Annotated in this window: 22 protein-coding genes and 1 pseudogene; 9 read left to right on the forward strand and 14 right to left on the reverse strand. The window is 66.9% G+C overall.

Going from position 1 to position 26508, the window contains the following annotated elements; all coding sequences use genetic code 11:
- Positions 1–323 precede the first annotated feature (323 nt).
- Together F7R26_RS24270 and F7R26_RS24275 are read left to right on the forward strand one after the other, a co-directional pair.
- Complete coding sequence (locus tag F7R26_RS24270; RefSeq protein WP_150985056.1) at positions 324–674, forward strand: hypothetical protein; 351 nt, start codon at positions 324–326, stop codon at positions 672–674.
- Positions 675–786: 112 nt separating this feature from the next.
- A complete protein-coding gene (locus F7R26_RS24275; protein ID WP_150985057.1) occupies positions 787–987 on the forward strand; it encodes a hypothetical protein in 201 nt (66 codons plus the stop codon).
- A 21-nt stretch (positions 988–1008) separates the two neighbouring features.
- On the opposite strand, the pseudogene F7R26_RS24280 reads toward F7R26_RS24275, so the two are convergent.
- The 4 genes and pseudogenes from F7R26_RS24280 to F7R26_RS41825 all read right to left on the reverse strand — a co-directional run.
- Positions 1009–1164 (reverse strand): annotated as a pseudogene (locus F7R26_RS24280) (formyltransferase family protein); the annotation flags it as partial.
- Entirely contained in the window at positions 1158–3665 is a 2508-nt protein-coding gene (locus tag F7R26_RS24285) for a GcvT family protein (RefSeq protein WP_150985058.1), read from the reverse strand. The gene F7R26_RS24285 and the pseudogene F7R26_RS24280, both read right to left, overlap by 7 nt.
- Positions 3666–3820: 155 nt before the next feature.
- A complete protein-coding gene (locus tag F7R26_RS24290) occupies positions 3821–4252 on the reverse strand; it encodes a VOC family protein (RefSeq protein ID WP_150985059.1) in 432 nt (143 codons plus the stop codon).
- Positions 4253–4286: 34 nt separating this feature from the next.
- A complete protein-coding gene (locus F7R26_RS41825) occupies positions 4287–4433 on the reverse strand; it encodes a nuclear transport factor 2 family protein (protein ID WP_416351362.1) in 147 nt (48 codons plus the stop codon).
- Between the two features lie 187 nt (positions 4434–4620).
- Between F7R26_RS41825 and F7R26_RS24300 the strand changes: the two genes are divergently transcribed.
- Positions 4621–5403 carry a TetR/AcrR family transcriptional regulator gene (locus F7R26_RS24300; protein WP_150985060.1) on the forward strand — a complete coding sequence of 261 codons (783 nt, stop codon included), beginning with the start codon at positions 4621–4623 and terminating at the stop codon, positions 5401–5403.
- 248 nt (positions 5404–5651) lie between these two features.
- Positions 5652–6707: a patatin-like phospholipase family protein gene (locus F7R26_RS24305; RefSeq protein WP_150985061.1), complete on the forward strand. Its 1056-nt coding sequence runs from the start codon at positions 5652–5654 to the stop codon at positions 6705–6707.
- Here F7R26_RS24305 and F7R26_RS24310 read toward each other — a convergent pair.
- From F7R26_RS24310 to F7R26_RS24320, 3 genes are all read right to left on the reverse strand, one after another.
- Complete coding sequence (locus tag F7R26_RS24310) at positions 6688–7335, reverse strand: HD domain-containing protein (protein WP_150985062.1); 648 nt, start codon at positions 7333–7335, stop codon at positions 6688–6690. The two genes, F7R26_RS24305 and F7R26_RS24310, sit on opposite strands and share 20 nt — an antisense overlap.
- Entirely contained in the window at positions 7332–10796 is a 3465-nt protein-coding gene (locus F7R26_RS24315) for an adenylate/guanylate cyclase domain-containing protein (RefSeq protein WP_150985063.1), read from the reverse strand. Before F7R26_RS24315 ends, F7R26_RS24310 begins: the two co-directional genes overlap by 4 nt.
- A gap of 90 nt (positions 10797–10886) precedes the next feature.
- Positions 10887–11795, reverse strand: coding sequence for a LysR family transcriptional regulator (locus tag F7R26_RS24320; protein WP_150985064.1), 909 nt, complete (start codon positions 11793–11795; stop codon positions 10887–10889).
- 164 nt (positions 11796–11959) lie between these two features.
- Here F7R26_RS24320 and F7R26_RS24325 point away from each other — a divergent pair, with 164 nt between their 5' ends.
- The 3 genes from F7R26_RS24325 (at position 11960) to F7R26_RS24335 (ending at position 14163) form a co-directional block, all read left to right on the forward strand.
- Positions 11960–13153: an MFS transporter gene (locus F7R26_RS24325; protein WP_150985065.1), complete on the forward strand. Its 1194-nt coding sequence runs from the start codon at positions 11960–11962 to the stop codon at positions 13151–13153.
- 82 nt (positions 13154–13235) lie between these two features.
- Entirely contained in the window at positions 13236–13790 is a 555-nt protein-coding gene (locus F7R26_RS24330; protein ID WP_150985066.1) for a cysteine hydrolase family protein, read from the forward strand.
- Positions 13791–13857: 67 nt separating this feature from the next.
- On the forward strand, positions 13858–14163 hold the full coding sequence (locus F7R26_RS24335; RefSeq protein ID WP_150985067.1) for an NIPSNAP family protein: 306 nt from the start codon (positions 13858–13860) through the stop codon (positions 14161–14163).
- A gap of 108 nt (positions 14164–14271) precedes the next feature.
- Here F7R26_RS24335 and pdxR read toward each other — a convergent pair whose 3' ends face one another.
- The 7 genes from pdxR to xsc all read right to left on the reverse strand — a co-directional run bounded on the left by pdxR (position 14272) and on the right by xsc (position 23604).
- The gene (pdxR, locus tag F7R26_RS24340) at positions 14272–15786 is read right to left on the reverse strand and encodes a MocR-like pyridoxine biosynthesis transcription factor PdxR (RefSeq protein ID WP_150985068.1); all 1515 of its coding nucleotides are present in this window, start codon (positions 15784–15786) and stop codon (positions 14272–14274) included.
- Between the two features lie 136 nt (positions 15787–15922).
- The gene (gene sorB, locus F7R26_RS24345; RefSeq protein ID WP_241754707.1) at positions 15923–16582 is read right to left on the reverse strand and encodes a SorB family sulfite dehydrogenase c-type cytochrome subunit; all 660 of its coding nucleotides are present in this window, start codon (positions 16580–16582) and stop codon (positions 15923–15925) included.
- Between the two features lie 11 nt (positions 16583–16593).
- Positions 16594–17850 carry a SorA family sulfite dehydrogenase catalytic subunit gene (sorA, locus tag F7R26_RS24350; protein WP_150985070.1) on the reverse strand — a complete coding sequence of 419 codons (1257 nt, stop codon included), beginning with the start codon at positions 17848–17850 and terminating at the stop codon, positions 16594–16596.
- 82 nt (positions 17851–17932) lie between these two features.
- Positions 17933–19372, reverse strand: a complete 1440-nt coding sequence (locus F7R26_RS24355; protein WP_150985071.1) for an NAD(P)/FAD-dependent oxidoreductase — start codon at positions 19370–19372, stop codon at positions 17933–17935.
- Positions 19373–19409: 37 nt separating this feature from the next.
- Positions 19410–19820 (reverse strand): nuclear transport factor 2 family protein, encoded by a 411-nt coding sequence (locus tag F7R26_RS24360; RefSeq protein WP_150985072.1) that lies wholly within the window; start codon positions 19818–19820, stop codon positions 19410–19412.
- 279 nt (positions 19821–20099) lie between these two features.
- Complete coding sequence (locus F7R26_RS24365; RefSeq protein ID WP_193692263.1) at positions 20100–21461, reverse strand: amino acid permease; 1362 nt, start codon at positions 21459–21461, stop codon at positions 20100–20102.
- A 310-nt stretch (positions 21462–21771) separates the two neighbouring features.
- Positions 21772–23604, reverse strand: coding sequence for a sulfoacetaldehyde acetyltransferase (xsc, locus tag F7R26_RS24370; protein WP_193692236.1), 1833 nt, complete (start codon positions 23602–23604; stop codon positions 21772–21774).
- Between the two features lie 182 nt (positions 23605–23786).
- Here xsc and F7R26_RS24375 point away from each other — a divergent pair, with 182 nt between their 5' ends.
- Positions 23787–24764 carry an AAA family ATPase gene (locus F7R26_RS24375; protein ID WP_150985074.1) on the forward strand — a complete coding sequence of 326 codons (978 nt, stop codon included), beginning with the start codon at positions 23787–23789 and terminating at the stop codon, positions 24762–24764.
- Complete coding sequence (locus F7R26_RS24380) at positions 24764–26482, forward strand: cobaltochelatase CobT-related protein (protein WP_150985075.1); 1719 nt, start codon at positions 24764–24766, stop codon at positions 26480–26482. Before F7R26_RS24375 ends, F7R26_RS24380 begins: the two co-directional genes overlap by 1 nt.
- Positions 26483–26508: the final 26 nt, after the last annotated feature.

A 26508-nucleotide genomic window follows, 5' to 3' on the forward strand; every position in this document is an offset into this window, starting at 1 on the left:
AGCATGATTTAAAGTCGCGCGGGCCAGTCGGGTTTTGCATGCGCCGATGGTGGTGGTGCCGCGACCCATCAACCGTTCATGCGCGGCCCGCGCGGTTTTCCGTTGTGAAAAATTCGACTGGAAGTAAGACGTTTAATTCATCCCAGGAATGATTCGTCGTGACTACACTATGTGCTTGTACCGCGCTGCTCAACGCATCGAACGCGTCGAACACGCGGTGCAGATCAAAAGGCGAAACAGACGACATGCGGGACGCAAGAATCCGCCTATCCCGCTCCACACTCAGTGGAAAGTGCCGCCCAATATGGAATTAAGCAGCAATCATGAACAAGAAGCACTTCACGACCCTTGTTTCCGCAGCCGCCTTCGGCGTCTGCCTCCTGGCCGCAACGCAAGCCGGTGCAACGGGTCCGAAAGATAGCACCAACGCCGGCGACAAGTACGGCTACGCACTCCACAACGGCAAGCGCGACCCCTTCACCGACGGTGCCCGTGTTGGCGACCGCCGCGACCCCTTCACCGATGGCGCTCGCGTTGGCGACCGTCGCGATTCGTTCACGGACGGCGCGCACGGCAGCGCAGCCGCGGCACTGGACCTCGCCGGGCGCGACCTGACCGGTGTGTCGGCCTCGCCGGCGCATGGTGCGGCGGACAACCGCCAGGCCAGCGCCTGATACAGCGCTGCCGGTCCGGCCCTGGGACCCCTCCACCCACGGCTGGACCGGCAAGTATCAAGATCCTCCACGCAATGTCATTGCCATTGCCAATTCTGTCTCAAGACGAATCATGAAAACCATTGTGCTGGCGCTGCTGAGCGTCACGACCCTCGCCGCCTCGCTGCCCGCTCTTGCCGGTCCCGACTGGACCGTTATCGAACGCGCGCGCGCCCAGAAGCAGGCGCAGGCGAAGCAGCAAGCGCAGACGCCCTGCGCACTGAAGTCCAACCAGGCGACGGCCACCTCCGGCGCCGACGGCAAGCAAAGCTGAGCCTGACGTGGTTGCTCGCCCGCGGGCCGGCGCCACGCATTCCACGTCGCGCCCGACGGCGCCCAGTTGGTCCGCATCCATGGCATGGTCCACGCGCGACACTTCCTGATCGATGATGGGCCCCTCGTCCAGTTCCGCCGTGACGTAGTGCGCGGTGGCGCCGATCCGCATCACGCCTTGGCCCTCGCGCTGGTCGGGTCGTAGGGCGCGCGCAGGTGCACGGTGGCGGGCAGCAGCTCGCCGGCCAGGTCGACGTGATACGTGCCTTCGGCAATCCACGCGGCATCGGCCGCGCCATCGTCGCGCTGCAGCAGCGCCATGCCCACCGGGCATCCCAGCGTATGCCCGAAGGCCGCCGAGGTGACAAAGCCCGCCGGGCGCACCCCGCCATCCGGGCCGGTGCGCAGCACGGCTTCGCCGCCCCACAGCATGGCCTGGCTGGCGCCGTCGAGCGTCACCACGGCCACGCGGCGCTTCACCTGCGCCGCGCCGCCGGCCGCGCGCAGCTTCAGCAGTGCCTCGCGGCCACGGAACGGGATTGGCTTGTCGAGCTTGCAGGCAAAGGACAGCCCCGCCTCGAAGGGGTTGATATCGGTGGTCAGCTCGCGGCTCCAGGCGCGGTAGCCTTTTTCGATGCGTAGGGATTCAATGGCGTAGTAGCCGGCGTTGGCCAGGCCAAGGGGTTTGCCCGCTGCCTGCAGCGTCTCGTAGACGCCCACCGCAAACTCCACCGGCACGTAGAGTTCCCAGCCGAGTTCGCCCACATAGGTCAGGCGCGTGGCCCGTACCGTGGCGTAGCCCAGGTCGATCTCGCGCGAGCTGCCGAACGGGAAGGCTTCGTTGGAGAAATCCGCGCGCGACACGCTCTGCAGCAGCGCGCGCGAGCGCGGGCCCATCACCGCCAGCACGCTGTACTGGCCGGTGACATCGACGATGGCGCAGCGCTGGTCGGTGGGGATCAACCGCTCGATATAGTTGAAGTCGCGCGTGGTCTGCGCCGAGCCGGTCACCAGCAGGTACTGGTCGTGCGCCAGCCGGGTCACGGTCAGGTCCGACTCATAGGTGCCGCGCGCGTTGAGCATCGCGGTGTACACGGTCTGGCCGGCGGGCACGGCCACGTCGTTGCTCATCAGTTGCTGCAGCACAGCCTCGGCGTCGGCGCCCTTGACGATGTACTTGGAGAAAGCGCTCATGTCGAACAGCGCCACGCCCTCGCGGCAGGCGCGATGCTCGGCGCCGCTCCACGGCAGCCAGTTCTGCTGCCCGAAGGCGTACGCGATCTCCGGCGTCTCGCCGGCGGGCGCAAAGAAGTTCGGCCGCTCCCAGCCCATCTTGCTGCCGAAGTTGGCGCGGGCGTCGCGCAGGTGCGCATACAGCGGCGAGCGGCGGAATGGCCGCGCGGTATCCAGCTCGCGGTTGGGCCAGGGCATGGCGTAGTGCAGGCCCAGGGTTTCCTTGACGCGGTCGTGCAGCCAGCTTTGGTTGCCGTTGAAGCCGGCAAAGCGGCGGATATCGACCGGCCACAGATCCATGGTGGGCTCGCCCGCCACGATCCATTCAGCCAGCGCCATGCCCGCACCGCCGGCGGAGGCGATGCCCATGGAGTTGAAGCCCGCGCCCACGTAGAAGTTGCGCAGCTCGGGCGCCTCGCCCAGGATGAAGTTGTTGTCGGGCGTGAAGGATTCCGGGCCGTTGTAGAACTGCTTGACCTGCGCCGTTTCCAGCGCCGGCACGCGTTGCAGCGCGTTGTGCATCAGGATCTCGAACTGGTCCCAGTCGTCGGGCAGCAGCTGGAACTCGAACGGCTCCGGAATGCCTTGCATGCCCCAGGGCTTGGCGTTGGGCTCGAAGCCGCCCATGACCAGCCCGCCCACTTCCTCTTTGAAGTAGATAAAGCCGTCCGGGTCGCGCATCACCGGCAGGTCGGGATGCACGCCGGCGATGCGCTCGGTGACGATGTAGTAGTGCTCGGCCGAATGCAGCGGCACCGTCACGCCACACAGCTGGCCCACCTGCCTGGCCCACTGGCCCGCGCAATTGACCACGATCTCGGCGCCGATGGTGCCGCTGGCGCCGTCCTTGTCTTGCCAGCTCACGCCGCTGGCGCGGCCATCCCGGGTATGAATGGCGGTGACCTTGGTGTCCTGCACGATCAGCGCCCCTCGGGTGCGCGCGCCGCGCGCCAGCGCCTGGGTAAGGTCGGTCGGGTTGGCCTTGCCATCGCCGGGAAGCCACACCGCGCCTTGCAGGTCGTCGGTGCGCATCACCGGCCATAGCTCGCCCGCCTCGCGCGCGGAGATGACCTGGCAGTCCACGCCGTAGGCGCGCGCCACGGCCGCGGTGCGCTTGAGCTGCGTCATGCGCTCGGCGGTGCGCGCCACCGACAGCGAGCCACACTGCTTCCAGCCGGTGCCCAGCCCGGTTTCGGCTTCCAGCTCGCTGTACAGGCGCGTGGAGTAGCGGATCAGCCTGGTCATGCTCTCCTGCGCGCGCAACTGCCCCACCAGCCCGGCCGCGTGCCAGGTGGTGCCGCACGAGAGCTGGCCCTGCTCGAGCAGGACGACGTCGTTCCAGCCCAGCTTGGTGAGGTGATAGGCCACGCTGCAGCCAATGATGCCGCCGCCGATGATGACGACGCGGGCGTGCTCGGGAACGGGGCGGCGGGCAGAGGCAGACATGGAGGCACCTGTGTAAAAAGCGCGCCGGAGGGCGCTGGGATTGTTTTGCCACAGTTTGCCAATAAAAAACACATTATGCAACATTTCGCGCAATGAAAAAGCCACGCCGGCGTGACTGGCGTGGCTTGGCTCAGCGCAGTCTGATGCAGCGCGGCTCAGGACTCCGGGACGATGACCATCCACATCAAGCCGAAGCGGTCGGCCGTCATGCCAAAGCGTGGAGAGTAGAACGTCTTGCCAAGCGGCATCAGCACCTGGCCGCCCTCGGCCAGGGCGTTGAACACGCGGTCGGCGCTGGCCACATCGGGCACGGTCACGGACAGCGAGAAGCCCTGGAAATCGGGCTTGCCCGTGCACCGGCCATCGGACATCATCACCACAGTCTCGCCGATGCGCATGGACATGTGCATGATCTTTTCTTCGGTGCCGGCCGCGGGCGCGCAAGTGCCTTCGGGCGGGGGAGACTCCGGCTCAGGCGCCTCCTTGAAGCGCATCATCATGACCACCTCGGCGCCTACGGCGCGCTTGTAGAACTCAGCCGCTTCCTCGCAACGGCCTTCAAAGAACAGATAGGGTTGGACTAGCATCTTGTCTCCTTTCCACTTCCAGGGTTGAAACGCGTCAGGGGTTGAAACTCACCGGCATCGATGCGTGCTCATGCGCCACCCGCCATCGGCCGGCGATCTTGCGAAAACAAACGGGGGCGCGCACCCGGGCTCCGCAAGTGCACGGGCCGCGCCACATCGAAGATGACCACGTCTTCAGCATAGTTGCGCATCATGACAACGCCGTCTTTCGCGCGCACGGCGCTGACCCGGGTGTCGACCAGGGCACGCACTTCGGCTTCGCAGGCAAGGTGCGCGGCGAGGGCGCAGGGAAGACGATCCGCTCAATCATTGTGTACACTGTCCACTACAATAGTAAAGAAAATGGACGCTGTCCACATGGTGAGAAAATGACCGGCGCAAAGCGCGCTTCAAGCATCCGGCGCACCGCGCGCATCGCGAGTTCAACGGAATTTGCCGACGCCGGCGGCACTGCCGTTCCCGCCATTCCCGAGGATGCGGCGGTAGCCACCCCCCCTGCCATCCCAACGCCCCGCAGCACCTACCGGCATGGCGACCTGCGCCGCGCGTTGCTCGACGCCGGCATCGAACTGGCGCGTGATGGGGGCCCGGATGCCGTCGTGCTGCGCGAGGCCACCCGGCGCGCCGGGGTCGTGCCCAACGCCGCCTACCGGCACTTCGCCAGTCGCCAGGACCTGTTGCAAGCGGTGCGTTCCGCAGCGCTGGCGGCGCTGGCGCAAGCCATCGAGGTGGAGCTTGCCGCGCTGGACGAGAGCGCGCCGCCCGCGGACTTCGCCCGCGCCAGCCTGCGCGCGGTCGGCACCGGCTACATGCAGTTCGCGCTCGCCGAGCCTGGCCTGTTCCGCACGGCGTTCTCGGTGCAGGACGAACTGGAAGGCGTGCCGGTCCCCGACAAGGCGGGCGACAGCGGCCTCAATCCCTACCAACTGCTCGGCGCGGCGCTGGACCGGATGATGGAGGCCGGCGTGCTGTCCGCTGCGCGCCGCCCCGGCGCCGAATACCTCGCGTGGTCCGCCGTGCATGGCTTGTCGATGCTGGTCATCGACGGGCCGCTGCGCATGGTGGCGATGTCGCCAGGGCAGGCACACCAGATCGGGCAGCGGTTGCTGGATATGGTGGAGAACGGGCTGCAGGCGGCCGATGCGCGGTGACCGGTAACCGGTAACCGCTAACGCCCGCCCGGATTGCCTCGCGCATTGGCGCTGCTTTTCCGTTGCCAAGCGCCAAGAAGCCCTAACAAAATGCGTATCAAGGTGTTAACTTCAAATATCTTTTGTTAGCCTTTGCGTTGCTTCGCGCGCGCAAAGGACGTGGCCAAAGCAATACCTGACGACGGACCGTGGGCGCGCATCCAGCCACCGCTATCGCCGGCTTGCCAGGGACGGCAGGGGAGCATTGCATGAATCCTGACAATGGGGAGCGGAAAGGGGAACAGAACGGGGAACAGAAAGCTGTGGCCCTTGCATTGCAGGGCGGTGGCATGCATGGCGCGTTTACATGGGGGGTCCTCGACCGGCTGCTCGAGGACGGGCGGCTCGGCATCGAGGGCGTCAGCGCGACAAGTGCGGGCGCCATGAATGCCGCCGTGCTGGCTTATGGGCTGTTGCAGGGCGGGCGCGACGGCGCGCGCCAGGCGCTGCATGACTTCTGGCGCGCTATCGCCCGATCGGCTGAACGATACAGTCCATTGCGCTGGGTGCCGTGGATCAAGGGAAACCATACCCTGGGCCTGGACCATTCCCCGCTGTACGCGATGGCCGACATCGTTCTGCGTCTTCTGTCGCCATACCAGTTCAATCCCAACAACATGAATCCGCTGCGGGATGTGTTGGCCAAGCAGGTAGATTTCGAGGCGTTACGCCAGCGCTGCCCCATTCATCTTTACCTGTGCGCGACCAATATCGAGACCGGAAGGATACGCATCTTTTCAGGCGAGGACCTGTGCATCGACGCGGTACTGGCGTCAGCCTGCGTGCCAACGCTGTTCCAGGCAGTGGCCATCGATGGCCAGCACTATTGGGACGGCGGCTATGTGGGCAACCCGGCAATTTTCCCGCTGATTTATCACTGCAATACCCACGATGTCGTGATTGTGCACATCAACCCGATCGTGCGCCGGGGGGTGCCGACCACGGCCGCGGACATCCTCAATCGCGTCAGCGAAGTCAGCTTCAACTCATCCCTCATCCGGGAGATGCGCGCCATCGCATTCGTGACTTCGCTGATCCAGCAAGGCAAGATCGACCGCAGTGAAATGAAGGAGATGATGATCCACTCGATCCGGTCCGATGAGACGATGGCCGCGCTGGGCGTGTCGAGCAAGTACAACGCCGACTGGGCCTTCCTTTGTTCGCTGCGTGACAAGGGAAGGACTGAGGCCGGGACGTGGCTGGAGGCGCACTACGACCACATTGGCCAGCGCTCGACCGTTGATATCAGAGGGGAATTTCTTTGAAGGAAGACGAGGCCCCGGATGCCGCCGGCTGCGCAAGCCGCCACGCCAGGTTGCGGCGTGCGCGCGCTTCATAGCGGGCATGGAACAGATCGGTCTGATAGATGCGAGGCAGATCAAGCAGGGCGCCCAGGAACGCCCGCTCGGCGCAATCATAAGCAACCTCATCCAGGTCAGGACGCTCGGCCCGTAAGTGCGCGCCGTTCTGGCGAAAGCGCGCGCGGGCACAACCCAGCACGGCAAGGTCGATGTCGGCGGTAAATTGGCTTGCCAGATCCGTGGCCATGCCGGCATGCGAGGTGCACAGGATCATCCCGGCGATGCGTTCCGTTGCGGCTATCCGGCCTCGGGCCCAGTAGCGGAGCCACTCAGCGCTGCGTTGCTCGTTGTCGTGCGCCCCGGGAACATAGATGACGTCGTGGCACCAGAGCGCCAGCTCGACGGCGTCAGTATCGGGAATCGCGCTGCGCGCCCAGTCCAGATCGCGCAGGCAGCGGCGAACATGGCGGAGCGTGTGATAGTGCCGTGCCGGCTCGGCATAGCAGCGGGCAAGATCCGCATAGGCCTGGACAGCCTGCGTGCCGCCTGAACGCGACCACAGTGCCAGGAAGCGGGTTTGCATCTGGGTCATTCGGGAGAAGGCACCGGGGTCGTGCCAATTTGCCGCGTCAGATCATCCAGCAGGGTTTTGGCCTCTTGCCAGTCGGCGGTATCGGCGCCCTCGCCGAGGCTGCCATGGATCGCCGCCAGCGCATCGCGCGCCGCGTTCAGCTTTCCTTGTTGGCGCCACAGGCCGGCCAGGCTTAGCGCGGCCTGCAGTTCCAGTGACCTGGCACCCTGGGCGCGGGCGACCGCGATCGCTTTCTGAAAGCATGCTTCGGCTGCATCGCTGCCGGTGGTCTGGAAGGGCGCCAGGCTTGACTGCCGGAGTATCAGTTCTCCCTTGAGGCGATGCAGCGTCGCTTCGTCAAGCCGCTCTCCCGTTTCTTCTGCCAAGGCTTGGGCCTCGGCCAGCGCATCCAGTCCGGCCTGGATTTGCCCTGCCCCTCCGTAGGCATGCGCGAGCAGGGCCAGGAGATTGGGTTGTCCCAGCGCCGCGCCGGTTTCCTGATAGGCGGCCAGGCCCCGCTGTATCTGGGCTATCCCCTGCGCATGATCCCCCTGTTCGGCCAGCACCCAGCCTAGCAGGACGGTTCCCCACGCCAGATAGATCGGGAATCCCTGCTCGTACGAGACCGCGATGGCGGCCTCGGCGTACTCCCGGGTCAGTTGCACCTCCCTGCGGCACAGGTGCACTTCAGCCGCGAAGACAAGGCAAAGTGCGAGGTTAAAGGCGTCCGGGCGCGCCCTGGCCATCGCCAGGGCCTCCTGGCTGCGCGTGCGGGCCTGATCCGGCATGCCGAGGTACCACAGGACCCAGCCCAATGTGCTCATGGCATGGACGGCCGGATCGCGCCCGTATCCCATGAGAAAGTCATACACCGGCGGGTCCGGGCGCTGCAAGGCCAGCACCTGTTCGATATGGTCGCGGGCCATGTCCAGCTTGCCAAGGCGGAACACCGTGGCGCCGATCGCGCGATGCGCCTCCGCAAGCTGCTTGGGCTTGTGCGTTTGCAGGGCGAGGCCAAGCAGCCGTTCCCCAATTGGGTGTGCGATCTCGTATTGCGCACGCAGCTGATAAAACGCCCACAGTCCGAGCTGAGCCGAGAACGCGTACGGTGTTTGCTTCTCCTGCTCGCACAAGGCCAGCGCGCGCTGGTAGTTTGCCTCCACCTCCGGGGAGGCCTGACCGCGAGCAGCCATCAGGGCCGGGCCGAGGGTGAGCAGCAGCGTGAGTTCCTGGCGCGTGCGTTCGGGGTTATCCGGCATCCGCTTGAGCAGTTCGATGGCGGTGCTCAGGTGCCGGATCGCTTCAGCCTGGGCCGAACGCTGCAGGGCCTGCTGGCCGGCACAGTGAAGGTAGGCGACCGCCTTCGGGATATTGCCGCTATGGCTGTAATGGTGCGCGAGCTCGCTGCAGTAGTCCTTCAGCCGGCCATGGAAAAGGGCCTCGATGGCCTGGGCCGTGCTCTCATGCAGCGCGCTGCGCCGCTCGCTAAGCAGCGAATTGCCGGCGACCTCCTGCGTCAGGGCGTGCTTGAAGGCGTACTCGATTTCCGGGAATGCGGGCCGCTCGTAAATGAAATCCGCCGCCTGCAGGTCGGCCAGAAGCGGGCGCAGCTTGTCTTCGGCCAGGCCGGTGACGTGCAGGATGAGACTCAATGGAAACTCCTTGCCGATCACGGCCAGGGTCTGCAGCAGTTCCTTCTGGGCGAGCGGGAGCCGGTCGATACGGGCCGCGAGCACGCCTTGGACGGTGGTGGGGATGTGCAGCAAGGCGGGCGCCTTCTCGATGCGGTAGCAGCCGGGCTGGCCGAGCAAGGCGGTCTCCTCGACCAGTGTCTGGACCACTTCCTCCATGAAAAACGGATTGCCTTCGGTCTTGTCCAGGATGAGTCGCTTCAGCGGCACCAGGCTGCGGTCATCACCGAGCAGCGCGCAGAGCAGTCCCTGGGCTTCGGCCGGGCCCAATGGCTGCAGGCTCAGCTGGGTGTAGTTGCCTTCGGCGCCCCAGTCATGGGAATACTCCGGGCGGTAATTGACCAGCAGGATGATCCTTGCCCCCGGCACATGGTCGACAAGCAAATTGAGGAAGGCCTCGGTTTCGCTGTCCAGCCATTGCAGATCCTCGAAAATGACCTCGAGGGGCTGATTCAGGCTCTCGCGCACCAGCAGGCAGGCAATCGCTTCGAAGGTGCGCTGACGTCGGATCGACGCGTCCATGGTCGGCAGTGCCGAGCCGGGTTCGATGCTCCCGAGCAGATAGAGCAAGTAGGGCAGATGACGTTCCAGGGAACGCTCCAGCGTGAGCAGCCTGCCGGTCACCTTCTCGCGGCAGCTTCGGTCGCTGTCCTGCGCGGTGATCTGAAAGTAGTTTTTCAAAAGCTCGATCAACGGTAAATAGGCGAAGGCCTTGCCGTGCGAAACCGAGAACGTCTCCAGCGCCAGGCAGTCTGCCTGCGATCGCGCCTTGAACTCGTGGAACAGCCGGGATTTGCCGACCCCGGCCTCGCCAACCACCGCAACGACCTGCCCTCGGCCCGCCTCGGCCAGCGCCAGCGCGTTGTGCAACTGTTCCAATTCGGCCTGCCGGCCCACAAACCTGGCCAGGCCGCGGTGCGCCGCGACTTGCAGGCGCGTGCGCATGGCCCCGAGGCCCATCACCTCATAGACCGCCAGCGCATCCCGGACGCCTTTGACATGTGTGGTGCCCAGGGCCTTGAACTCGAAATACCCCTCCGTCAGCTTATGGGTGGATTCGCTGACGAGGATGGACGCCGGCGTAGCGATACCTTCCATGCGCGAGGCGATGTGGATCGTGTGCCCGACCGGATCGTAGTCCGTATGCAAGTCATCCTTGCGAATCGAGCGCACCACGACCTCGCCCGTGTGGATGCCGATCCGGATCTGAAGCGGTATGCCTTGCTCCAGACGGACCCGGTCACTGTGCCGGCGCATCGCTTCCTGCATGCGCAGGGCTGCGTACAGGGCCCGCAGGGCATGGTCCTCGTGGGCAATGGGCGCGCCGAACAGCGCCAGGATGCCGTCGCCGAGGAACTTGGCCACGTAGCCTTCGTAGTGGTGCACGGCCTCCATCATCAGCGTCACGACGGGGTCGATGAGGCGGCGCGTTTCCTCCGGGTCCAGGTCCTGGGTCAAGGCCGTCGAGCCCGCCATATCGGCAAAGAGAGCCGTGATGGTCTTGCGTTCACCTGCCGTCCCGCCCCGGGCCTCCATTGCCGCCTGCTCAGCCAGGATGCGCCCGGCCAGATGGGGTGGCGTGTAGTGGACAGGGGCCGCAACTGATGGCCTGGAAGGCAGGGGCGGTCCTGATGGGGAATCCAGGAGCGCAACGCCACAGGCGCGGCAGAACCTGGCAATGGAGGTGGCCTCCTCGCCGCACTGCGGGCACATGCGCGCAAGCCGCGCCCCGCACGCCTCGCAGAAGTTGGCGCCTGCGAGGTTCGCGTAGCCGCAATTCGCGCAGCGCATATCGCCTCCTGACCGCCTTTGCCCACCCTGGATGATTAGACGCGCGATCGGCTCTTGTAGCAAGCCAGGCGTCTCGATGGATCCGCGTGCCTAAGTCCCCATCTCCACCCGCTGCGCCAGGAAATCCAGCAGCGCCCGCACCCGCGCCGGCAAGTGGCGGCCCTGGCCCAGGTACACCGCATGCACCGCCTCCAGGTCGCCGGGGTTGAACGCTTCGAGCAGCGGCACCAGCCGCCCGGCGGCGATGTCCTCGCGGACCTGGAACACGGCCATCCTGGCCAGCCCCAGCCCGCCGACCACGATCCGCCGCAGCGCGTCGCCATTGCTGGTCATGGCATTGCCCAGCGGCGCCACCATGGTGGCTTGCCCGCCTTCGAGCATCGGCCAGCCTTCGATCGCGCGCGCGTAGCCTAGCTTCAGGCAGTTGTGCCCGGCCAGGTCGGCGGGCACGCGGGGCGTGCCGCAACGCGCCAGGTAGGCGGGCGCGCCCACCACCACCATGCGGGTCTCGCCCAGCTTGCGGGCCATCAGCTGCGAGCTCTTCAGCTCGCCGGCGCGGATCGCCACGTCAGTGCGCTCTTCCATCAGGTCGATGACCTGGTCGGTCAGCACGATATCGAGCTGGATGTCCGGATACAGCGCCAGGAACTCCGGCACCAGCGGCAGCAGGAAGTGATCGCCAAAAGGCACGTTGGCATTGATGCGCACGCGGCCGTGGGGCGCGGCGCTGGCGGCGGCACCGCGTTCGGCATCGTCCAGGTCGGCCAGCACGCGCACGGCGCGTTCGTAGAAGGCACTGCCTTCCGCCGTGAGCTCGATGCGGCGCGTCGAGCGGTTGACCAGGCGAGCGCCGAGCCGGGCCTCCAGCCGCGCCACCAGCTTGCTCACGGCCGACGGCGTCATGCGCAAGGCGCGCGCGGCGGCGGAAAAACCGCCCAGTTCCACCACCCGCACGAACACTTCCATCTCGCCGGAGCGATTGACTTCGAGCCTCGACATTGTGAATTCAATTCATAAATGTTGTTCGTGCGGGCAGTCTACCGCACCAATCTCCCCGTCCCCATACTTCGCTGCATGCTGCTCCGGCGTCCTGGACTTCATGGACGTCCTGGACTTCCCGGATTGCATGTAACCCGTATCGCATACCGCTTCAAATATTTCCTATGCCACTCGCTCTCTATGCCTTGACCGCCGGCGCCTTCGGCATCGGCGTCACAGAATTCATCATCATGGGCCTGCTGCTGGAGGTCGGGACCGACCTCGGCGTCTCCATCGCGGCGGCGGGCCTGCTGATTTCGGGCTATGCGCTTGGCGTGGTGGCCGGCGCGCCGGTCATGACCGCGCTGACCGCCCGCTGGCCGCGCAAGACGGCGCTGCTGAGCCTGATGGTGATCTTCACCATCGGCAACGCGGCCTGCGCGCTGGCGCCGAACTATGCGTTGTTGATGGCCGCGCGGGTGCTCACCGCGCTGGCGCATGGCACGTTCTTTGGCGTGGGCTCGGTGGTCGCCACCGGGATGGTGGCGCCGCACAAGCGCGCGTCGGCCATTGCCGTGATGTTCACCGGGCTGACGGTGGCGAGCGTGCTCGGGGTCCCGTTCGGCACCTGGCTCGGCCAGGCCTACGGCTGGCGCGCCAGCTTCTGGGCGGTGGCCGCCGTTGGCTTGCTGGCGGTGCTGGTGATTGCCTTGGCGGTGCCGGCCGAGCGCGAAGCCCCGCAAGCGCCCGACCTGCGCCGCGACCTGCGCGCGCTGATGCGCCGGCCGGTACTGCTGGGGCTGCTGACCACGGTGCTGGGCTATGCCGGCGTGTTTGCGGTGTTCACGTATATCGCGCCGATCCTGACGCAGATCACCGGCTTTGCCGACAGCGCCGTCTCGCCCATCCTGCTCGTCTTCGGCGTGGGCCTGGTGGCCGGCAACCTGCTTGGCGGCAAGCTGGCGGACCGCCATCTGCAGGCCACCGTGCTTGGCAGCATGCTGGCGCTGGCCGTGGTGCTCGGGCTGATGAGTTTTGTCCTGCACAGCAAGGTGCTGTCCGTGATCTTCATCGGCCTGCTGGGCGTGGCCGCCTTCGCAACCGTGGCGCCGCTGCAGATGTGGGTGCTGGAGCGTGCCAGCGGCGCAGGGCAGAGCCTGGCGTCGAGCTTCAATATCGCCGCCTTCAACCTGGGCAACGCCATCGGGGCGTGGCTGGGCGGGGTGGTCATCACCCGCGGTCCGGGGCTTGGCGCCGTGACCTGGGTGGCGGCACTGGTGCCGGTAGCGGCAGTGGCCGTGGCGTTGCTGGCCATTCGGCTCGATCGTGGCACGCCGGCGGAGGGTGGGGTCAAGCTGGCCTCGCCGCCTTTGCATTGATTTCGGCGCATTGCGTTGCGGTCGCGCGGGCGCTCGCATATGCTGGCGGCTATCCAGCCACGGGCCGCCGGCCCTTCATTCGATGCAAACCGCTCTGATCGTGATTGACGTACAACGTGGCCTGTTCGACGACGCGCCACGCCCGGGCGATGCCGATGCCGTGCTCGGCCGTATCAACGGCCTCGCGGCACGGGCGCGCGCAGCCGGCGTGCCGGTGGTGTTCGTGCAGCACGAGCAGGCTGGCGGCGCGCTATCGTTCGGCTCACCAGGCTGGGAGTTGGAGCGCACGCTGGTCGTCACGGCCGGCGACCACCACGTGCGCAAGACCACGCCCGACTCCTTCCTGCATACGGAACTCGCTGCGCTGCTGGACCGCCTGCGGGCAAAGCACCTGGTCATCTGCGGCTATGCCACCGAGTTCTGCGTGGACACCACCGTGCGCCGCGCCGCCGGGCTTGGCTATGCGATCACGCTCGCCGCCGACGCGCACACCACGCACGACAAGCCGCACGCCAGCGCCGAGCTGATCCGGCGCCACCACAACGCCACGCTGCCGGCCATCACCAGCTTCGGCCGGCCGATCCGGGCGCTGGCTTCGGAAGTCATCGGGTTTGGCGGCGGCGCGGCGGTCGGCTGAGGCAAGAGACAGAAAAAGAGTAGGCAGCATCGTCAAAGCAAAATCAACCCAGGACAACCACCCCACCATGATCACCTGCTACCTGCGCTATATCGTCGACGCCAACAAGCTCAAGGAGTTCGAGCACTACGGCAAGCTGTGGATTCCGCTGGTCGAGAAATTCGGCGGCCAGCATCATGGCTACTTCCTGCCGTCGGAAGGCGCCAACAACGTGGCGCTGGCCTTGTTCTCCTTCCCCAGCCTTGCGCTGTACGAGGTGTATCGCAACCAGTCCTTCGACGATCCGGCGTGCCAGGCGGCGTTCCGCTACGCGCAGGAAACGCAATGCATCGTCAGCTACGAGCGTAGTTTCTTCCGGCCGGTGTTCGAGTAAGGCGAGTAAGGCGAGTAAGGCGGAGCAAACCAACACATCGCGCGCGCGGCCGCGCTGTGTGCCTTCACCGAGCCTTCACCGAGCCTTCACCGGGCCTTCACCGGGCCGTCAGCGCACCATCGCCTGCCCGATCAACTGCCCCAGCAGCTTCACCCCTTCCTCGATCCGCTCTTCCGCAATGGCCGTATAGCCCATGCGCAAGTGTGGCGACGGCGCATCGGTAGAAAAGAACACATCCCCCGGCTCGATGATGACGCCGTGCGTGAGCGCGATCGCGGCCAGCTTGCGGGCGTCGAGCCCGGGCGGGCCCTCCACCCAGAACGATGACGCGCCGGGCGAGTTGCGCGCGCGCGCCTGCGGCAGGTGGCGCGCCAGCATGTCGCGCAGGATCTCGGCGCGGCGCTGGAAGATGGGCGCCACGCGCCGCAGCAGCGCATCATGGTGGCCCAGCGAGATGAACAGCGCCGTGGCGCGCTGGTTGTTGGCGGGCGGATGGCGCAGCATGAAGCGGCGCAGCGCGCGCGCCTGGCGGATCACGGCGGCGGGGGCGACGATGTAGCCGAGCCGGATGCCGGGCACGAAGGATTTGGACAGGCTGCCCACGTAGATCACGCGGCCATCGCGGTCCAGGCTTTTCAGCGCGGGGATGGGCTGCGTCAGCGCCGGGTTCTCGGTGTCGTAGTCGTCCTCGATCAGCACCACGTCGTGGCGGCGGGCTTCGAGCAGCAGCGTCTCGCGCCTCTCCAGTGGCATGGTGGCCGTGGTGGGGCATTGGTAGCTGGGTGTGATGAAGGCGTAGTCGCACTGGGCCAGCGCGTCGTCGGGGCACAGGCCGGACTCGTCCACCGCCAGCGGCACCACCTCGCGCGCGCGCATGCCGAAGATGTGGCGCGCATCGTTATAGCCCGGTTCTTCCAGCCCGACCCGCGCGCCTTGCATCAGCAGGTCGGCCAGCAGATAGAGCGCGTTTTGCGCGCCCATGGTGACCATGATCTCGTCGGGGTTGGCCCACACGCCCCGGCGCGGCAGGATGTGCTTTTGCAACTGCTCGATCAGCAGTGGATCGTCACGGTCGATCAGGTCCGACGCCCAGCCCCGGATCTCCAGCACGGCCAGCGCCATGCGCGAGCATTCGCGCCAGTCGGCAGTGGGAAACAGCGCGGGGTCGAACTGGCCGTAGATGAAGGGGTAGGGATAGTTTTGCCACTCGCTGGGCTTGACGATCGCACGTTTGCCGGTCATGTCCGGCAGCCGCGCGTCCCAGTCCGGGCCGCCTTCGCCTGCGTCCTCGGGCATGGCCGCACTAATGGCCCGGGCCTGCGCTGAGCCAGGCCTGGCGGCGCTGGGCAACTGTTCCACCACGAAGTAGCCGCGCCGCGGCCTGGTCTCCAGGAAGCGCTCCTCGACCAGTTGCTGGAAAGCCAGGATCACCGTGTTGCGGGCGATGCCCAGCGTGGCCGCCAGTTCGCGGCTGGAGGGCAGGGCGCTGCCTTCCGGCAACTGCCGGGCGAGAATGGCCGACACCAGCTGCTGGCGCAACTGCGCCTGCAGGCTGACGCCGGAATCGGAGGAAAGCTGCAGCAGCCGGTTCCAGAATGTGTTTGCCTTGCCTACGCTTGCCATGCCGCTCCCGTTGCTGTGGCCGGTGCCGTGGACGCCGTTGTGGGGGTGCGCCGGGCCGTTGTCGTGTGCGGCAGATTATGGGCGAAGCCGCGCGCCGGGGAAATGCGGGTTGCCCGCAGTCCGGCGCCACGGCCCCTCAGCGGCCGAGGATCCACCCCGCCAGGCTTTGCAGGTCTTCCTTGGAGAGCGCGGCATAGGCCGGCATTGGCACTTGCCCCCACTTGCCCGCGCCGCCCGCGCGGATGTTCTGCGCCACCAGCGCCGCGGCGCCCGGCTGGTTCGCGTACTTGGCCGCCACCTCCTTGAACGCGGGCCCCACCACTTTCTTGTCGACGGCGTGGCAGGCGGTGCAGCCATTGGCCGCAAGCAGGGCCTGGGGATCATGGCTGGCCACAGTTGTGGCAGGGGCGGCCGGCGCCGGCGCGCTGCCTTGCGCCGCGGGCGCCGCAGCGTAGGCCGTGCGCTCCGCGCCATAGGTCTTGGTCAGGTAGTCGACCATGGCGGGGATGTCTTCATCCGCGAACGGCGCGCCGAAAGGCTTCTTCATCTTCTTGACCGTCGCCTCCCAGTAGCCGCGCGGCGACGATGGCGGTTGCGTCAGCACATACTGCGCGGAGTGGCAGGTCATGCAGTTCTGCTGCACCAGGCGATAGCCGGGCAGGTCGCTCGGCGTGTAGCGCGCGGTTTCCGGCGGCAGCGTGATTTCCAGTGCCTGCGCGGCGCTGGCCATGCTGGCAGCGCACAGGGCAAGGGCGAGTATTCCGCTGTGGCGGCGCAAGGGCTTGGCGAATGGCATGGTGGCCTCCTTCATGCTGCCACCACGCGCGTGGTTTCCACCACGTTGCGCATGTAGCCGGCGGGGTTCCACAGCGCGGTGAGCGGCTGGCTCTGGCCGATACGGTTGCTGGCGCGCACCTTCAGTTCGTACTCGCCCTTTTTTGGCGGTGTGAACGCCGCCGTCCATTCGCGAAAGGAATAGCGGCCCAGGTCCTTGCCCAGTTGCGCCGCGCGCCAGGTGCGGCCTCCGTCCGTTGACAGGGCGACCTCGTCAATGCCATAGCCGCCGTCGAAGGCGATGCCGCGCAGCACGGTCTGGCGCCCGGCCCGCACCTTGGCGCCATCGGCCAGGCTGGTGATGAATGAGCGCACGTTGAAGCGGTTGATCGGCACCGTGCGCGCGGGCGCCGTGCCGGGCGCCACGCAGGCGCAGGGATTGTCGGGAATGCGATAGGCCGCGTTCATCCAGAACCCGTCGAACGGCTTGTCCAGCACCTGGATATCGGCCAGGTGCTTGACCCAGTAGGTGCCGTAGTAGCCCGGCACGATCAGGCGCAGCGGATAGCCGTTGAGCATGGGCAGGTCCGCGCCGTTCATGGCCCAGGCGAGCATGACCTCGCCGTCGAGCGCGTGGTCGATGGCCAGGGCTTTGACGAAGTCCGGGCCGCCTTCCAGCGGCGGGCGGTCCATGCCGTCAAAGCTCACCTGCATGGCGCCGGCTTGCACGCCGGCCTTGTCCAGCAGGGCTTTCAGGGGCACGCCGGTCCAGCGCGCATTGCCCATGGCGCCGTTGCCGAGTTGCCCGCCGTTGGCGCGCGGCGAGAAAAAGCCCCGGCTGTTGCCCGAGCACTGGTTGACCGCCACCAGGTCCAACGGGGTGGCCAGGCGCTTGATCTCGTCGAGAGAGAGTTCCAGCGGGGCGTTGACCTTGCCGCCCACGCGCAGCCGGTAGGTTTGCGGATCGATGCTGGTGGGGATGCCGCTCCAGTGGTAACGCACGAAGAAGGCATCGTTGGGCGTGATCGGGCCCTCGTTGAACACGCCAAACGGCGTCTCCAGCTGCGGCGGCCGGCTGGTCAGCAGGATCAGCGGGCGCTTCTGGGGGAAGGCCACCAGTTCGCGCTCGCCGTTCTCGAACGGCATCTCGATGCGCGCATCGGCGGCGGTGGCCGCCAGCGCTTGCAGCGCCGGGTGGGTCAGCGCGGCGCCGGCGCCCAGCGCGCCGAGCGAGCGCAGCACGCCGCGCCGGCCTGGCTGCGGGGGTACGGATTGATGGCCTCGGCCCATGCCTGGCTCCTCGTCTTGAGTGGGGATGGCGGTTCTCAGGGGACCCCGCCTTTATTCGGCTTCAACCTTCAACCTTGCAAGTTCAGATCACTTCATCCTTCATGTGATACCAGCGATACAGGAACCACTGCCCGAAGCGGCGGAACGGCGCGAACGCCTGCGCTTCCACCATCTCGCGCACGTTCGGGAACGGCAGCGCCGAGCGGAAGATCGGCAATTCCGGCCCCGCGCTCTTGCCCGCGATCAGCGCCGCCATGCGCTTGCCCGCCTGCGCGGAATACATCACGCCGTTGCCGCCGTAACCCATCGCGTAGTAGATGGTCTGGGCCGGGTCCGGCTGGAAGATGCGCGGCATCATGTCATGGCTCACATCGACCCAGCCCCACCAAGAATAGTCGATCTGGATGCCTTCGAGCGCAGGGAACTTGCGGTGCAGGTCGGCAATGAGCTTGTCCTTGTACTTATGCTGCGGCGCATCGTTGCCGGTGATGGCGCTGCGGCTGCCGATCTGCAGGCGGCCGTCCGGCATCAGGCGGTAGTAGTGCCGCAGGATGCGGGTATCGGTGATGACCTGCGTCGTGCGGAAATTGCACGCCTCGCGCTCCGTGGGCGTCAGCACACGCGTGACGATGGAGTTCGACAGGATCGGGAACAGCCGGTTCTTGAGCTGCGCGTGCAGGCTCGGCGAGGTATAGCCGCCGGTGGCCACGCCCACCGCGCGGGCACGCACGATGCCGCCAGGCGTCCTGAGGTAATGCACGCCGCCGCGCGTCTCCCAGCTCAGCACCGGGCTGGAGGGATGCACCTTGGCGCCCAGCGCGCGCGCGCGGCGCAGGTAGCCGAAGGCCAGCTTGCCGGCATGGATGCCGATGCCTTCGGGCTCATGCATGGCGCCGGCGGCTTCCTTGTCGTCGACGTATTCGCGCTTGACGGTGTCGGCATCCAGGATGCGCGCGTCGTACTTGAACACGTCGCGCAGCACCTTGGCTTCCTTTTCCAGCGCGGGCATGACCTTGGCACGGTGGGCGATGTAGAGGTGGCCACCGGGCTGCGGTTCGCAGTCGATGTCCTTGATCAGCCCCTTGAAGGTCTCCATGCCGTCGCACACTTCTTCATGCAGCCGCAGCGCGGTGTCCAGGCCGTAGCGCTGGATCCATTGCGAGCGCTTGAGCCGGCCCGAGGCGCATTGCGCCTGGCCGCCATTGCGCGTGCTGCAGCCCCAGCTCACGCGGTTGGCCTCCAGCACGGTCGCCTTGATGCCGTGCTCCTGCGCGAGGAAGATCGCGCAGGTCAGCCCGGTGAAGCCGGAGCCGATGATGGCCACGTCCACGTCGATATCGTGCGTGATCGGGCCATCGTCGGGCGGCGGCTCGCCGGCCGTGCCGATCCAGTAGGTGGGAGCGTATTCGCGGCCCTGGCCGGGCGTGGGCGCGACCAGGGGATCGTAGGCCGGGTCGTACGGCTTCGAAGGCGCGGTGGCGCGGCCTTCGGGCAGGATCAGTCTTGCGGCGGTGGCGTCCATCTTTGTCATCCTCAAATGCCCTCTGGCGGGGCTGGAATCAGTCGGCGGCGCCGGTGCCGGCGGTGGCAACGGGCGGGCGATCCTTGCGGTACGCGTTCTTCACCGCGATCTTGCCGTCGCGGAAGGTGAACACATCCACCATGCGCGCCTCGATGCGCGTGCCGTCCGCCTTGGTGCCGCGGAAGGTGGATTCGCTGACGCCGCGCTCGCCAGCGACGAAATGCTCGCCGTCAAGCCACGCTGCGTCGGGGAACGCCTGCCAGGCCAGCTGGAAGCCCTCGCGCACCGCGGCGCGGCCTTCGAAGCTGCGGCCGAACAACTCGCTGCCGGCCACGGCGTGGAACACGCAGTCCTCGGCCATGAAGCCCATCAGCGCTTCGATGTCGTGGCGGTTCCACGCGTCGCTGAAGGCTTGCAGGGTGGCTGCGGTTACCTGGGGGTTTGCCATTTGAGTCTCCTTGATGTCTTTGATGGTGCTGGTGATCCGGGCGCCGGACCTGTGCGGCTTATGACTGCAGCATAGAGAGGTGACGCGCAATGCTGTAGGGCCAGATCCGATGAATCGTTTGGGCCAGTGCGCCCCCGGCATGCCGCGCATCAGGTACACGGCCGGGCAGGCGCGGGCGGGCCGGCGCGGAAGATGGCCGCGGCGGCCTGCAAGGCGTTGGGAGGGAGGGAAGGCCGCGATGGCACGCATCGCGGCAAGCCGGTTCAGGCGCCGGGCGTGTCAGTCAGCCCGCCGCACCTTGCCCAGCGGCGCGGCGGCGGCGTGCTTCCGGAGCTGCTGGCGCACGGCGTACGCCAGCACCAGGATGCCAAGGCTGGCCACGCCGAGCAGCAGCGGGGTGCGCTGGTCGGGGATAAAGGCCATGGCGACCACGATCCCGACCATGCCAGCGATGGCGATCCAGGTCAGGTAGGGGAAGGCCCACATCCGCACCTTGAGCCGGTGCGGCGCCTCGCGCTCCAGGCGGGCGCGCAGGCGCAGCTGCGAGATGGCGATCAGGATGTAGACAAAGATGGCGACGGTGCCATAGGAGTTGACCAGGAAGGCAAAGACCTTGTCCGGCGATACATAGGACATCACCACCGCGCCATAGCCGAACAGCGTGGCGAACAGGATGGCCCTGACCGGCACGCCGCTGCGGCTCAGCCTGGCCAGCCCCTTGGGCGCATCGCCACGCTTGGTCAGCGCGAACAGCATGCGCGACGAGGCGTACAGCCCGGAGTTCAGCGCCGACAGCACCGCGGTGAGCACGACGGCGTTCATGATCTGCGCCGCCGCCGGGATGCGCATGGCATTGAGCGCGCTGACATACGGCGTGGCGATGCCGGCGGAGTTCCACGGCACTAGGCACACCACCAGCAGCACCGAGCCCACATAGAACACCAGCACGCGGGTGATGACCGAGCTGGTGGCCCTGGCCACCGCCTTTTGCGGCTCGGCGGTTTCCGCCGCGGCGATGGTCACGATCTCGGCGCCGAAGTAGAACCCCGTCGCCGCTACCGCGCCTGTCAACACCGGCATGATCCCGTTAGGCGCAAAGCCGCCATGCGCGGTCAGGTGTGCCACGCTGGCGGTAGCGCCCGGCCACATGCCGAGCACGAACAGCCCGGCCAGGAACAGGAACACCACGATGGCCGCCACCTTGATCGAGGCGAACCAGAACTCGAATTCGCCAAAGGACTTCACCGAGATCAGGTTGGTGAGCGTGAGCATCACCAGCAGCGCCAGGCTGATGCTCCACGCGGGAACGTCCGGGAGCCAGAACTGCACCAGGCTGGCCCCGGCCACGGCCTCCAGCGCGACCACGATCACCCAGAAATACCAGTACATCCAGCCAGTCAGGAACCCGGCCAGCTCGCCAATCGCCGGGCGGTCGCTCCAGGCTTCGCGGGCGTATTCATAGAAGGAGCCCACGGTGGGCAGCGCGCAAGCCATTTCGCCCAGCATGCGCATGACGAGCACCACCAGCAAGCCGGTGATGAGAAAGGAAATGACAGCCGCCGGGCCGGCAGACTTGATGACGACGCCACTGCCGACGAATAGGCCCGCGCCAATGACGCCGCCCAGCGCGATCATGGTCATGTGGCGCTGTTTCAGCCCGTGCTTCAGGCCGCTGGATTGCTGCTGCTGATGGTGAATCACTTTGCTTGTCTCCTGCTCTGCCCAGGGGTCACGCGCCACGGCTTATATAGTAGTTCGTAGGTCGGCGAATGGTTCGCCGCCGGGGGCCGTGGCCGCGCTCGATGACACCGGAGCGGGTTGCGGCAGGCGGCGCGTATCGCATGCGCCGCCTGCCGCCGGGTCCGGATCATCCCCTGCCCGGCATGTCCGGGCAAGGGATGGTCACGTGCTTGTCTGCTCAGTTGCGTGCTGTCCGCTGTCTGCTCAGCGCTCAGACGTAGTCCTTGTACTTGTCGAGCATGCGCACAGGCTTGGCCAGCGCATCGCGGCGGAAGGGGTCGCCGAGCTCACGGGTGCACATGATCTCGATGATGGTGGTCTTGCCGTGGTGCATCTGCAGGTCGATGGCGCGCTTGAGCGCGGGGCCCACATCCTCCAGCTTGTCCACCACGATGCCCTCGGCGCCCATGGCGCGGGCGATCTCGGCGAAGCTCTGGTTGTCCAGCTCGCCGGCGACGAAGCGGCGGTTGTAGAAGTCCACCTGGTTCTTCTTCTCCGCGCCCCACTGGCGGTTGTGGAACACCACGGCGGTGACCGGGATGTTGTGGCGCACGGCGGTCATGGTCTCCATCAGGCTCATGCCCCAGGCGCCGTCGCCGGCGTAGGACACGGCCGGGCGGTGGGGGGCGGCGACCTTGGCGCCCATGATGGTGGGGAAGGCATAGCCGCAGTTGCCCCAGCTCATGGCGGCAAAGAAGCTGCGCGGCTTGTTGAAGCGCAGATAGCTGTTGGCCACCGAGTTGATGTTGCCGATGTCGGTGGAGACCATCACGTCTTCGGGCATGGCCTTCTCCAGCTCGCGCAGGACCTGGCGCGGATGCAGGTAGTGTCCGCCGGTGGGCGTGCGCTCGTGCTTCTGCTCCTCGATCATGTCCAGGCTGTAGGGGTCGCGCTCGTGGGTCCATTCGTCGAGTTCCTTCTCCCAGGCGGCCTTCTCGGCGGCGATCTGTGCGGCGCGCTCTTCGCGGGAGGCGTCGCAGGCCAGGGTGCGGCCGGCCAGGCGCTCGGTCAGTGCCACGGCAGCGGCCTTGGCATCGCCGCAGATGCCCACCGAGATCTTCTTGACCAGGCCGAGCATCTTGTGGTCGGCATCGATCTGGATGATCTTGGCGTGCTTGGGCCAGTAGTCCATGCCGTGCTGGGGCAGGGTGCCGAAGGGTCCGAGGCGCGAGCCGAGGGCGATGACGACATCGGCGCGGGCGAGCAGCTTCATGGCGGCCTTGGAGCCCTGGTAGCCCAGCGGGCCGCACCACAGGGGATGGCTGGCGGGGAAGGAGTCGTTGTGCAGGTAGCTGTTGACCACCGGGGCGCCCAGCCGCTCGGCCAGGGCCTGGCATTCGTCGATGGCATCGGCCATGACCACGCCGCCGCCGGAGATGATGACGGGGAACCTGGCCTTGGCGATCAGCTCGGCGGCTTCGTTCAGGCGCTGGTCGCCGCCGGGGCCGCGGTCCAGGCGCTGGGGCTGCGGGATCTCGGCCTTGATCTGGCCGTAGAAGTAGTCGCGGGGGATGTTGAGCTGGGTTGGTCCCATCTCGGCCATGGCGCGGTCGAAGCAGCGGCCGGTGTACTCGGCCATGCGTGCGGGGTGGGTGACGTGGCCCTGGTACTTGGTGAACTCCTGGAACATGGGCAGCTGCCTGGCTTCCTGGAATCCGCCCAGGCCAATGCCCATGGTGCCGGCCTCCGGGGTGACGATCACCACCGGGCTATGTGCCCAGTAAGCGGCGGCGATGGCGGTCACGCAGTTGCTGATGCCGGGGCCGTTCTGTCCGATGACGACGCCGTGGCGGCCCGAGACGCGGGCATAGCCGTCGGCCATGTGGCCGGCGCCTTGCTCGTGCACGACGGGGATCAGGCGGATGCCGGCGGGGGCGAAGATGTCCATGGCGTCCATGAAGGCCGAGCCCATGATGCCGAACATGTCGGTGACGCCATTGGCGGCCAGGGTCTCGACAAAGGCTTCCGACGGGGTCATCTCTTGCGGGCCGGTGGTGGCGGGCAGCGCGGTGGTCTTGATGGCTTCAGGCAGGTGTTCGCTCATGGTGTGTCTCCGGTCTGTTTATCAAAACGGAACTAATCGTCCCGAAAAGTGTTGTTGCCAAAAATGTATGGCACATGGAACCGAAGGTCAATAGGTGAAATCAATAAACGAGATGATTTGTATCTAAAAACGAAACTGCTCTATCATGGCTGAAAGGGCGGCGCCCAAAGGAGACCGACGTGATGGATATCGTGACTGGCAAACCGGACAAGATGGTTGCGGCACGCACCTTGTTTGGTATCGACTCCGGCCTGATGGTGCCGGCATTCAGCGAGCGCGATGACCACGTGCCGGAGATCGATGAGGCCTACCGCTTCAACCCCGAAGTGACGCTGGCGATCCTGGCCGGCTTCACGCGGGATCGCCGCGTGATGGTGCAGGGCCTGCATGGCACCGGCAAGTCCACCCATATCGAGCAGGTGGCGGCGCGCCTCAACTGGCCTTGCGTGCGTGTGAACCTGGACGGCCATATCAGCCGGCTAGACCTGGTCGGCAAGGACGCCATCGTGGTGCGCGATGGCCGCCAGGTCACGGAGTTCCAGGAAGGCATCGTGCCGTGGGCGCTGCAGCGCCCGGTGGCGCTGATCTTCGACGAGTACGATGCGGGCCGCCCCGATGTGATGTTCGTGATCCAGCGCATGCTGGAGCGCGACGGCAAGTTCACGCTGCTGGACCAGAATCGCGTGATCCATCCGCATCCGGCGTTCCGCATGTTCGCCACCACCAACACCGTGGGGCTTGGCAACCTGAACGGCCTGTACCACGGCACCCAGATGCTGAACCACGCGCAGATGGACCGCTGGAACGTGGTCGCCACGCTCAACTACCTGCCGCGCGCGGAAGAGGCCAGCATTGTGCTGGCACGTGTGCCGGAACTGGCGGACGACGCCGGCCGCGCGCTGATCGCATCGATGGTGAGCGTGGCCGAGCTCACGCGCAAGGGTTTTGCCACGGGGGACCTGTCCACGCTGATGTCGCCGCGCACGGTGATCAGCTGGGCGGAAAACTGCCAGATCTTCCGCGACCCGGCGCTGGCGTTCCGGCTGAGCTTTCTCAACAAATGCGACGACGCCGAGCGCCCGATCGTGGGCGAATATTTCCAGCGCTGCTTTGGCCGGGAGGTGGAAGCCGCGCTCGGCGACGCGCCGCAGCCGTGCTGATGTCGCCCCGGACGGCAAACCGCCGCGGCCAGCAGCGCGAGGCCCTGTGCGCGGCGGTGGTGCGCGCGCTCACGGGCGACCGCGCGCTGCATTATCGTGACGGCCGCTTGTGCCGCGACCTGCGGCCGCTGCCGCTGCATGCGCCGCACCTGCGCGCCGACCCGCAGGTGGACGACTTTGCCTGCCTGCGCGGCGCGGCGGATGGGGCGGCACTACGGCTCGCGCAGTCGGACGCGGATCTGCACAAGCAGTTGTGCCCGGCGGATCCGGTGGAACGGCTGGTGTTCGAACTGCTGGAACAACTGCGCTGCGAGTCGCAGCTGCCAGCCGGCATGCCGGGTGTCGCGCAGAACCTGCGCCACCGCTTTGCGGCCTGGTCCCGCGCGTTCCATCGCAGCGGCCTGGCCGAGAGCCACCTTGGCATCCTGCTGTACACCGTGGCGCAGATCGCGTGGTCGCGCCTGTCGGGCTGGCCGGTGCTGGAAGACACCGAAGACCTGATCGAAGCCACACGCGCGGCCATCGTCCCGGTGCTAGGCGCGCCGCTGGCGGGCTTGCGCCGGCACCGCGCCGAGCAGGGCGCGTTTGCGATCCATGCCCTCGAACTGGCGCGGCTGGTGGGCGAGATGCTGCGCGCCACCCGCGCGCACGGGATGCAAGCCGATGAGCAAGAGGCCGAAGACAACGAAGCCGTGCGCGTGGCGTTCTCACTGGCGCTCGGGGGCGAGGACGACGAACTCGAAGCCATGGCCATGGCCGCCACCGGCAACAGCCGCGTGCTGCACGCGTGCGGCCAAGGCTACCGCGCCTACACCACGCGCTATGACCGGGAGATCGCCCCCGGCACGCTGGTGCGCAAGGATCTGCTGGCGGAGTACCGCGAACGCCTCGACCGGCGCATCGCCGAACAAGGCATCAACGTGGCAAGGCTGGCGCGCGCGCTGACGGCATCGCTTGCCGTGCCGCAGCGCGATGGCTGGTCCTTTGGCGAGGAAGACGGCCGCATCGACGGCCGGCGCCTCGCGCAGCTGGTCACCTCGCCGGCGGAGCGCCGTCTGTTCCGGCGGGAGCGGCACCGGCTGCAGGCGGACTGCGCGGTGAGCTTTCTGATCGATTGCTCGGGCTCGATGAAGGCGCATATCGAGCCGGTCGCCATGATGGTCGACATTCTCACGCGTGCGCTTGACCAGGCCGGCGTGGCCAGCGAGGTGCTGGGATTTACCACCGGCGCGTGGAATGGCGGCCGCGCCCGGCTCGACTGGCTGGCCCGCGGCCGGCCCGCGCATCCCGGGCGGCTGAATGAAGCCTGCCACATGGTGTTCAAGGACGCCGCCACAAGCTGGCGGCGTGCGCGCGCCAGCATCGCCGCGCTATTCAAGGCCGACCTGTTCCGCGAAGGCGTGGACGGCGAGGCAGTCGACTGGGCGTGCGCGCGGCTGCTTGCGCGCGCCGAGACCCGCCGCATCCTGGTCGTGGTATCCGACGGCAGCCCGATGGACAGCGCCACGGGGCAAGCCAACGATGCGTTCTACCTGGACAACCACCTGAAGGAAGTGGTGGCGCGCCACGAAACGCTGCGCGACGTTGAGGTGCTGGGGCTGGGCGTGGGGCTGGACCTCAGCCCGTACTACCGCCGCAGCCTGGCGCTGGACTTGTCGGTGCCGATGGATATACCGGTGTTTGGGGAGATGGTGCGGTGGATCGGGGCTCGGCGGTGAGGGGCCTGCCGACCGCCGCGCCGCCC

The sequence above is a fragment of the Cupriavidus basilensis genome (genome assembly GCF_008801925.2).
Lineage (GTDB): Bacteria > Pseudomonadota > Gammaproteobacteria > Burkholderiales > Burkholderiaceae > Cupriavidus > Cupriavidus basilensis.

Coding starts and splice junctions, on each gene's coding strand:
- F7R26_RS24270 (WP_150985056.1), top strand. CDS start 324: ATGAACAAGAAGCACTTCACGACCCTTGTTTCCGCAGCCGCCTTCGGC.
- F7R26_RS24285 (WP_150985058.1), bottom strand. CDS start 3,665: ATGTCTGCCTCTGCCCGCCGCCCCGTTCCCGAGCACGCCCGCGTCGTC.
- F7R26_RS24305 (WP_150985061.1), top strand. CDS start 5,652: ATGAATCCTGACAATGGGGAGCGGAAAGGGGAACAGAACGGGGAACAG.
- F7R26_RS24380 (WP_150985075.1), top strand. CDS start 24,764: ATGTCGCCCCGGACGGCAAACCGCCGCGGCCAGCAGCGCGAGGCCCTG.
- F7R26_RS24365 (WP_193692263.1), bottom strand. CDS start 21,461: ATGACCATGATCGCGCTGGGCGGCGTCATTGGCGCGGGCCTATTCGTC.
- F7R26_RS24300 (WP_150985060.1), top strand. CDS start 4,621: ATGACCGGCGCAAAGCGCGCTTCAAGCATCCGGCGCACCGCGCGCATC.
- F7R26_RS24315 (WP_150985063.1), bottom strand. CDS start 10,796: ATGCGCTGCGCGAATTGCGGCTACGCGAACCTCGCAGGCGCCAACTTC.
- F7R26_RS24325 (WP_150985065.1), top strand. CDS start 11,960: ATGCCACTCGCTCTCTATGCCTTGACCGCCGGCGCCTTCGGCATCGGC.
- F7R26_RS24335 (WP_150985067.1), top strand. CDS start 13,858: ATGATCACCTGCTACCTGCGCTATATCGTCGACGCCAACAAGCTCAAG.
- sorB (WP_241754707.1), bottom strand. CDS start 16,582: ATGCCATTCGCCAAGCCCTTGCGCCGCCACAGCGGAATACTCGCCCTT.
- sorA (WP_150985070.1), bottom strand. CDS start 17,850: ATGGGCCGAGGCCATCAATCCGTACCCCCGCAGCCAGGCCGGCGCGGC.
- pdxR (WP_150985068.1), bottom strand. CDS start 15,786: ATGGCAAGCGTAGGCAAGGCAAACACATTCTGGAACCGGCTGCTGCAG.
- F7R26_RS24310 (WP_150985062.1), bottom strand. CDS start 7,335: ATGACCCAGATGCAAACCCGCTTCCTGGCACTGTGGTCGCGTTCAGGC.
- xsc (WP_193692236.1), bottom strand. CDS start 23,604: ATGAGCGAACACCTGCCTGAAGCCATCAAGACCACCGCGCTGCCCGCC.
- F7R26_RS41825 (WP_416351362.1), bottom strand. CDS start 4,433: ATGCTGAAGACGTGGTCATCTTCGATGTGGCGCGGCCCGTGCACTTGC.
- F7R26_RS24320 (WP_150985064.1), bottom strand. CDS start 11,795: ATGTCGAGGCTCGAAGTCAATCGCTCCGGCGAGATGGAAGTGTTCGTG.
- F7R26_RS24290 (WP_150985059.1), bottom strand. CDS start 4,252: ATGCTAGTCCAACCCTATCTGTTCTTTGAAGGCCGTTGCGAGGAAGCG.
- F7R26_RS24355 (WP_150985071.1), bottom strand. CDS start 19,372: ATGGACGCCACCGCCGCAAGACTGATCCTGCCCGAAGGCCGCGCCACC.
- F7R26_RS24330 (WP_150985066.1), top strand. CDS start 13,236: ATGCAAACCGCTCTGATCGTGATTGACGTACAACGTGGCCTGTTCGAC.
- F7R26_RS24275 (WP_150985057.1), top strand. CDS start 787: ATGAAAACCATTGTGCTGGCGCTGCTGAGCGTCACGACCCTCGCCGCC.
- F7R26_RS24375 (WP_150985074.1), top strand. CDS start 23,787: ATGGATATCGTGACTGGCAAACCGGACAAGATGGTTGCGGCACGCACC.
- F7R26_RS24360 (WP_150985072.1), bottom strand. CDS start 19,820: ATGGCAAACCCCCAGGTAACCGCAGCCACCCTGCAAGCCTTCAGCGAC.